This is a genomic window from Rhizomicrobium sp. (assembly GCF_056722145.1).
Genome location: NZ_JBWZET010000298.1, coordinates 1 through 7,966 on the forward strand (window position 1 = coordinate 1; position 7,966 = coordinate 7,966).

Below are 7,966 nucleotides of genomic sequence, written 5' to 3' on the forward strand. Positions count from 1 at the left end.
CTGTTCGAGGAAAGCGTCATCGTTGCGCTGGTGTGCTTTATTTTCTTGATGCATGCCCGCAGTGCCTTGGTCGCAATCTTCACGCTGCCGGTCGGCATCCTGATTGCCTTCATCGCCATGAGTGCGCTCGGCATCGGCTCCAACATCATGAGCCTCGGCGGCATCGCGATTGCCATCGGCGCCATGGTCGATGCGGCGATCGTGATGATCGAGAACGCCCACAAGCGCCTGGAACGCGCGCCCCCGGATGTGCCGCGAACGAAAGTGTTGATCGGCGCGGCGATGGAAGTCGGCCCGGCGTTGTTCTTCAGCCTGCTGGTGATCACTGTTTCGTTCATCCCGATCTTCGCGCTGGAAGAGCAGGAGGGGCGGCTGTTTCATCCGCTCGCGTTCACCAAATCCTTCGCCATGGCGGCGGCGGCGCTGTTGTCGGTGACGCTGGTGCCGGCGTTGATGGCGCTGTTCGTGCGCGGCAAAATCGCGCCGGAAGCCAAGAACCCGATCAATCGCGCGCTTATTGCTGCGTACCGTCCGGTGATCGGCATGGTGCTGGCCCATCCGTGGAAAACGCTTGGCGCGGCGGCGGCGGTGCTGCTGGTCAGTCTCTATCCGATGCTGGCGATCGGCAGCGAATTCATGCCGACCCTCAACGAGGGCACACTGCTGTATATGCCGACGACCCTGCCGGGCGTGTCGATCACCAAGGCGGCGGAAGTCCTGCAGACCCAGGACCGCATCATCAAATCGTTCCCCGAAATCGACTCCGTCTGGGGCAAGGCTGGAAGGGCCAGTTCCGCCACCGATCCGGCGCCGGTGGAGATGTTCGAGACCGTCATCAACCTGAAACCGCAGGCGCTGTGGCCGCACGGCGAGACCACTGATCAGCTCATCGCCAAGCTCGATGCGGCGTTACAGTTCCCCGGCATTTCCAACGCCTGGACGATGCCAATCAAGGCGCGCACCGACATGCTGTCCACCGGTATCCGCACGCCGGTGGGCGTGAAAATCTACGGCAAGGACCTCGGCGAAATCGAAACGCTGTCGAAGCAGGTGGAAGCGGCCGTGCGCAGCGTGCGCGGCACGACCTCCGCCTATGCCGAGCGCATCAATGGCGGCTATTACCTCGATATCGCGCCCGATCGTGCCGAAATTGCGCGCTATGGCCTTTCCATCGACGACGTGCTGGATACGGTCGCCAGTGCCGTCGGGGCCAAGGTGGTCACGACCACGGTAGAGGGCCGCGAGCGCTACGACGTGGTGGTGCGCTATCCCCGCGATGTCCGCAGCGATCCGCAGGCGCTCGCCGACGCCACGCTGGTGTCGCTGCCCGATGGCGGTGCGGTGCCGCTGGGCGCCGTGGCGAAGATCACGATGCCGCGCGGGCCGACCATGGTGCGCACCGAAGACGGCCAACTCGTCAACTATGTCTATGTCGATTTCCACAACCGCGATCTTGGCGGCTATGTCGCCGATGCCCAGCGCGCCGTCGCCGCGCAGGTGAAATTCCCGCCCGGTTATTATGTGCGCTGGTCGGGCCAGTTCGAATACCTGGAACGCGCCAACGCGCGGCTTCGGATCGTGGTGCCGGCGACGTTGCTGGTGATCCTGTTCCTGCTCTGGCTCAACTTCCGCCGCCTCTCCGACACGCTGATTGTGATGCTGTCGCTGCCGTTCGCGCTGGCGGGCGGGTTCTGGCTGATGTGGGCGATGGGCTTCAACATGAGCGTCGCGGCGGCGGTCGGTTTCATCGCGCTCGCCGGGGTGGCGGCGGAAACCGGCGTCGTGATGCTGATCTACCTCAACCATGCGTTGGAGGAGGCGCGGGCGAAGGGGCCGCTGACGCGGTCGGCGATGATCGCAGCGGTGACCTCGGGCGCGGTGGACCGGGTGCGGCCGAAGATGATGACCGTGGCGGCAATCATGGCAGGCCTTATCCCGATCCTGTGGGCGTCGGGCACCGGCGCGGAAATCATGCAGCGCATCGCGGTGCCGATGATCGGCGGCATGGTGTCGTCCACGGTGCTGACGCTGGCGGTGATCCCGGCGCTGTTCTTGCTGGTGCACCGTAAGTAGGCCGCTTGAAACGGCTCCCGCCCGGCAGTACTCCGAAGGCGGACGAACCGGAGGGAGTCGCATGCGGACGATCGGTCTGGTGCTCGTGGTGGTGCTGGCTTTGCCGGCAGTGGCGCAGGATATCCATGGGCACAAGGGCTATGTCGCGCCCGGCGCCATCGACATCATGTCGGTGCTGCCGCGGGCGCCGGTGGCGGGCGAGGCGCGTTACGACGCCGACCGGGCGATCTTCAAGGCGACCCGCCGCTTCATCGGCACGCCGCGCTGGGACATGGCGACCCACGATGCCAACTATCAGAACGCCGACATGCTGGCGGATTTTTCCTGCGCGCTGGGCACGACGCTGACGGCGCAGCAGGTGCCGCATCTGATGCAGCTGCTCGCCAAGGCGGGCAACGACACCCAGCGCGAAACCAATATCGCCAAGCGTGAGAACAAGCGGCTGCGTCCATTCCTGATCGACGAAGGAGAGATTTGTCAGTCAAAGGATGATCTGAAGGGCAGCTACGATTACCCGTCGGGCCACACCACCGGCGGCTGGACCTGGGCCCTGGTGCTGGCCGATGTGGTGCCGGAACGCGCGTCCGAGATCATGGCGCGTGGCCGCGCCTATGGCGAAAGCCGGATCGTGTGCGGCGCGCATAACGCCAGCGCGGTGGATGCCGGGCGGCTCTCGGCCACCGTCACCATGACGGCGGTGCGGGCAACCGCGTCCTACCGCAGCGACGTCCGCGCGGCGCAGTCCGAATTCAAGCGGCTGAAGAAATCCACCCCCGCCGCGTGCGAGGCGGAAAAGGGTCTCGTCTCGCAGAACATCTTCGCGCCCGCGCCTTAGCTCGCTTTGCGTTTGGCGCTGACGACGGCTTCGGGCGGGAAGGTGCCCCAGACGCGGGTGCCGGCGCCGAGTTCGCTTTCGATGTGGAATTCGGCGCCGTGCGCTTCGATCATGGCCTTGGCGAGCGGCAGGCCGAGGCCGGTGCCGGAGCGCTCGGTGGCGACTTCGCGCTGCACCTGACCGAACGGCTCGAGCGCGGTGACAAGTCCGTCCGCCGTCATGCCGGCGCCGTCGTCCTCGACGCCGAGCGCCAGACCGCCGTCTTCGGTGCGTTCCGCGAACAGGCGCACGCGCCCGCCCGAACTGGTGAATTTCACCGCATTGGACAGCAGGTTGACCAGCACCTGGCGGAGCGCGCGTTCGTCTGCGTTGAGCGTCAGCTCGCAATCGCAGATGTCGTCGGCCAGCTCGATGCCCTTGGCAAGCGCTTGCGGGCGCACCAGCATCAAGGCGCTTTCGGCCAGCCGCTGCAGCGCGAACTCGGTGCACGCGAGTTCGAATTTCTGGGCCTCGATCTTGGCCATGTCGAGCACGTCGTTGATCAGGCTGAGCAGGTGTGTGCCGCTCTTGTGGATGTCCTCGACATAGTTGGCGTAGCGCGGCGGCGCCAGCGGCCCGAAAACGCGATTCCGGATCATGTCGGAAAAGCCGATGATGGCGTTGAGCGGCGTGCGCAGCTCGTGGCTCATGGCGGCGAGGAAGCGGCTCTTGGCGCGGTTCGCGGCTTCGGCGTCGGCCTTGGCGGTTTCCAGTTCGGCTTCATGCTGGCGCCGCTGGGTGACGTCGTAGATGGTTCCGACAATGTGGGTAGGATGGCCGTCGCTATCGGCGATCACCGTGCCGGCAGTGGCAATGATGCGGATTTCGCCGTCGTCGGCACGCTGGATGCGGATTTCCTCCCGCCACGGCTTGTCGGCCTTGTGATGGGGCGCATTGGGAAAGCGTTTGAGGAACGCGGCGAGGTCGTCGGGATGGATCAGCTCGACGAAGGTCTCGAAACTTGCGTGCGCTGCGTCGGAGACGCCAAGGATTTTGCGCATCCGCGGCGACCAGACGTCGGTGCCGGTAGCGAAATCGGCGGCGAAGGTGCCGACGCCGGCGGCTTCGGAACCGATCCGCCAGCGCGCCTCTTCGGTGCGCATTTCATGTGTGCGCCGCTCGGTCGCGAGCGCCATGCGGATCAGCTTGATGCAGGAATTGAGGGCGCTCCAGTCCCAGTCTTCGGGGGTGCGCGGTTCGCGATAATAAAGCGCCAGCACGCCGAGCACGCTGCCGTCGGTGTGCAGGATCGGCAGCGCCCAGCTCGAACGGATGGCGCACGCCAAGGCGAAATCCTGCAGGTTCTTCCATAGCGGATCGGTGGCGGTGTCGGTGACGATGACCGGTTCGCGGCGCCACGCTGCCGTGCCGGTGGATCCGCTTTCCGGCGCGACCGCAACGCTTTCTAGCGCGGTGAAATAGTGATGCGACAGGCTCGGAGCCGCGAGCGGCCTGAGGCGCTTGCCGTCGGGCCTGACCAGCGACACGGCGCACAATGCCGGCGGCACCAGTTGCTCGACCAGCAGCGCAATCCGTCTGGCCGTCTCGTTGAGGGAAACGCCGCGCGCCATGCCTTCCAGGATTTCGCCCTGGGCGTCCAGCATCGCAACAGCGGAAATGTGATCGTTCAGGGCGCGCTCCAATGTCCTGTCAAACGAAAGCAGACCACACGGCGGTTAAGAAATGCGAACTCCCCGCCCAAGCTGTGATCTTGAACGGGGAGTTTGTGGGAACTACGTACGCCGAATTGTAAGCGGCGCGACATCTAGCCGAACGTGTATGGCTTTCGCTGCGGCCGGCTCAGCATGGCGTTGGCTTCGTCGTCGTTGTTGAAGTGCTCCTTGACCGGGTCCCAGTGCAGCGGCCGCTTCAGGTGCATGGCCGAGAAATGCAGCAGGCAGGTTGAGCAGGCGCGATGTGCAATCTCCGCGTCAGTGGCGTGCGCGGCGCGGCTGCGGATCGCCTTGATCAAGTCGGCGTGCTGCTCGGTCGAGGCGTAGAGGTGGATTTCGTTGGGACCGATGACGCTTTCGAGAATCTTGGGATCGCTCGCCATCAGCGCCGGCAGTTGCTTCTGGCCATGCGAAGGATCGTCCTTGGTCACTTCGCCGGTGCGGGTAACGAAAATCCAGCCTTTGCTGCCGATGAACTTGATGCCGTTGGGCAGGTCGCCGGAAATGTCCATGGTAACGCCGTTGGCGTAGCGCGCATGGGTGAGGAATTTTCCGTGTACGTTCCAAAGCCCCGACTTGGGGAATTCGGCGTCGCCCCAGATTTCCACCGGACCGGAATGCTCCATGTCCATGCCCCAATGGGCGGTATCGACATGGTGCGCGCCCCAGCCGGTGATCATGCCGGCGCCGAACTGCTCGCAGCGCAGCCAGCCCGGACGGCTGAAATCGTTCTGCGGATGGACGCGGATTTCGGTGTAGTAGACCTCGGGCGTCGAGCCGAGCCAAGCATCGTAGTTGAGATTGGACGGCACCGGCTGCTGCGGCGCTTCGGGGCCGGAGGGATCGCCCGGCAGGCCGACTTCGACATGCTTCAGCTCACCGATGCGGCCGTTGCGCACCAGTTCGCAGGCGCGGCGGAACTGCGGCCACGGATCGTCGGAACGCTGCTGGCTGCCGATCTGGAAGACGCGGCCCGATTTCTTCACCTCGTCGGCCATGACGCGGCCATCGGCGATGGTCAGCGACGCGGGCTTCTGCAGATAGACGTCCTTGCCGGCGCGCACCGCGTGCACCGCCAGGATGGCATGCTGGTGGTCGGGCGTCGAAACCAGGACGCCGTCGATGCTCTTGTCGGCGAGCAGGTCGTGGTAATTCGAATAGGTGGCGGTGGAGGTCCAGGCGCTGCCGTATTTCGTCGTGTAGGTCTGGTCGACGAATTCTTTGCCGAGGGCGAGGCGCTTGGTGTCGAGATCGCACACCGCGGTGATGCGGGCGTCGGCGATCTTGAACACCTCCTTCATGTCGTGAACGCGGCTGATGCGGCCGACGCCGATGGCACCGATATTGATGCGATCATTGGCGCCGAAGGCGGCGGTCGGAATGATGGCGGGGAACGCGGAAACGGCCGCGAGGCCGAGGCCCGATTTGAGAATGGAACGGCGGGAAGTAGTCATGTAAAGGCGTCCTTATGCGATAACCGGCTTGGTGGCGTTCTTTTCGGCGATCAGCACCAGTTCGGCGGTGAGGAGGGCCTCGTCCTGGTTCTGGGCGTGCTCGGTGCGATCGAGGATGTCGCGCACGAACAGCGGTCCGAACGGCAGCACGACATTGTTGCAGTCGATGTAGCGCACGCCCTTCTTGTCGGCGATGAACAGATGGTTGCCGCCCTTGCGCCCCGCGATATCGACGTATTTTCGCAGCTCGATATAACCCTCGGTGCCGAGCAGGAAGAGGCGGCCGTCGCCCCAGGTCGGCAGTCCGTCGGGCGTGAACCAGTCGACGCGGATATAGCCGGTGCCGCCGTTGCCGACCGCGACCATGTCGCCGAAGTCTTCAAACGTCGGGTGCTGCGGATGGTTGAAGTTGCCGGTCTGCGAGGCCACCACCTTGGCGCTGGTCGATTTCGTATAATAGAGGAACTGCTCGATCTGGTGCGAGCCGATGTCGGTGAGGATGCCGCCGATGCGTTCCTTTTCCCAGAACCAGGCGGGGCGTCCGCCGGCATCGACATTGCCGATGCGGTGTCCGGCGAGATTGATGGTCTGGATCACCTTGCCGATGGCGCCTGAATCGACGAGATAGCCGGCCTGGATCGCCGCCTTCACCTCAAGGCGTTCGGAATACATGATGACGAACTTGCGCTTGGTTTCGGCGACGGTCTTGCGTACTTCGGCAAGCTGCTCGAGCGTGGTGATCGCCGGCTTGTCCGACAGATAGTCCTTGCCCGCCTTCATGACGCGGATGCCGAGCGGGGCGCGCAGGTCGGGAATGGGGGCACCGCACACCAGCTTGATCGACTTGTCGCCCAGGATTTCGTCTTCGCTCTTGGCCAGCTTGATGTTGCCGAACTTGGCGCGGAAATCGGCGATCGCCTTGGGATCGGTGGCGTAGAATTTTACCAGCTTGCCGCCGCCGCGCTGCACCGCCGCGGTCATGCCCATGATGTGATAGTGGTCGAGGCCGATCACCGCGAAATTGAGCGACTGCTTGGCAAACGGGGCAGGGTCGAAGCCGGCGGGGGCCGCTTCGGTGGTGAAGCCGCCCTCGGCAGCGAAGGCGGGCAGGCTGCTGATCAGGCCGGCGGTCCCGGCGCTCATCAGCACGTTACGGCGATTGACCGAATCGATCATGGACATTCCCTCTAAATCGCCCCGATGCACGGGGTCTTATGTTACCGGTACCAGAATCAGCTTAGCACCGCCGCCGGCCAGCGGCGAGGCGCTCACGGCATTTTGTGCGAGAAATCAGCAACAGCGCGCAGGTCATCGCGATTTCCACATGTTGGTGTGATTCCGCGTCCGATGGGCGTATTGCGTCGCGCCGCGACAAATCCTAACTCAGGGCAGGCTCGGGAGTCTCAGGACATGGACGGCGTTACACTGGTCGATCATCCGCTGGTTCAGCACAAGCTCACCATCATGCGGAAGAAGGGGACCTCCACCAAGCAGTTCCGCGAGCTGCTGAACGAGATCGGCATGCTGCTCTGCTACGAGATCACGCGCGAGCTGCCGGTCGAGATGATCGACATCGAAACGCCGCTGTCGCCGATGAAGGCGCCGACGATCGAAGGCAAGAAGCTGGTGTTCGCGCCGATCCTGCGCGCCGGCATGGCGTTTCTGGAAGGGATGCTGAATCTGGTGCCGTCCGCCCGCGTGGCGTTCATCGGCCTCTACCGCGATCCCAAGACGTTGAAGAGCGTGGAATACTACTTCAAGGCGCCGGAAGACATCGCCGACCGGCTGGTGATCGTGATGGACCCGATGCTGGCCACCGGCAACTCCTCGATCGCTGCCGTCGACATGCTGAAGGACCGCGGCGTTAACAACCTCCGGCTGATGTGCCTGCT

General features: G+C 64.2%; 6 protein-coding genes. 3 read left to right on the forward strand and 3 right to left on the reverse strand.

Annotation, left to right across the window (positions count from 1 at the left end; genetic code table 11):
* Nucleotides 1-2,073, forward strand: a 2,073-nt coding sequence (locus AC1P6P_RS15475) for an efflux RND transporter permease subunit (RefSeq protein ID WP_481403339.1), incomplete at its 5' end; no start/stop codon positions are given.
* 61 nt (nt 2,074-2,134) lie between these two features.
* Nucleotides 2,135-2,908 (forward strand): acid phosphatase, encoded by a 774-nt coding sequence (locus AC1P6P_RS15480; RefSeq protein ID WP_481403340.1) that lies wholly within the window; start codon nt 2,135-2,137, stop codon nt 2,906-2,908.
* Here AC1P6P_RS15480 and AC1P6P_RS15485 read toward each other — a convergent pair.
* The 3 genes from AC1P6P_RS15485 to AC1P6P_RS15495 form a co-directional block, all read right to left on the reverse strand.
* Nucleotides 2,905-4,590, reverse strand: coding sequence for an ATP-binding protein (locus AC1P6P_RS15485; protein WP_481403341.1), 1,686 nt, complete (start codon nt 4,588-4,590; stop codon nt 2,905-2,907). The two genes, AC1P6P_RS15480 and AC1P6P_RS15485, sit on opposite strands and share 4 nt — an antisense overlap.
* Before the next feature lie 122 nt (nt 4,591-4,712).
* Entirely contained in the window at nt 4,713-6,074 is a 1,362-nt protein-coding gene (locus AC1P6P_RS15490; protein ID WP_481403342.1) for a Gfo/Idh/MocA family protein, read from the reverse strand.
* Between the two features lie 12 nt (nt 6,075-6,086).
* Entirely contained in the window at nt 6,087-7,250 is a 1,164-nt protein-coding gene (locus tag AC1P6P_RS15495; RefSeq protein WP_481403343.1) for a Gfo/Idh/MocA family protein, read from the reverse strand.
* Nucleotides 7,251-7,484: 234 nt separating this feature from the next.
* Between AC1P6P_RS15495 and upp the strand changes: the two genes are divergently transcribed.
* Nucleotides 7,485-7,966: uracil phosphoribosyltransferase (upp, locus tag AC1P6P_RS15500; protein ID WP_481403344.1), on the forward strand; the 482-nt coding region annotated here is incomplete at its 3' end.

Excerpts from the sequence above, each read along its gene's own strand:
- AC1P6P_RS15480 (WP_481403340.1), top strand. The coding sequence starts at position 2,135 with ATGCGGACGATCGGTCTGGTGCTCGTGGTGGTGCTGGCTTTGCCGGCA.
- AC1P6P_RS15490 (WP_481403342.1), bottom strand. The coding sequence starts at position 6,074 with ATGACTACTTCCCGCCGTTCCATTCTCAAATCGGGCCTCGGCCTCGCG.
- AC1P6P_RS15495 (WP_481403343.1), bottom strand. The coding sequence starts at position 7,250 with ATGATCGATTCGGTCAATCGCCGTAACGTGCTGATGAGCGCCGGGACC.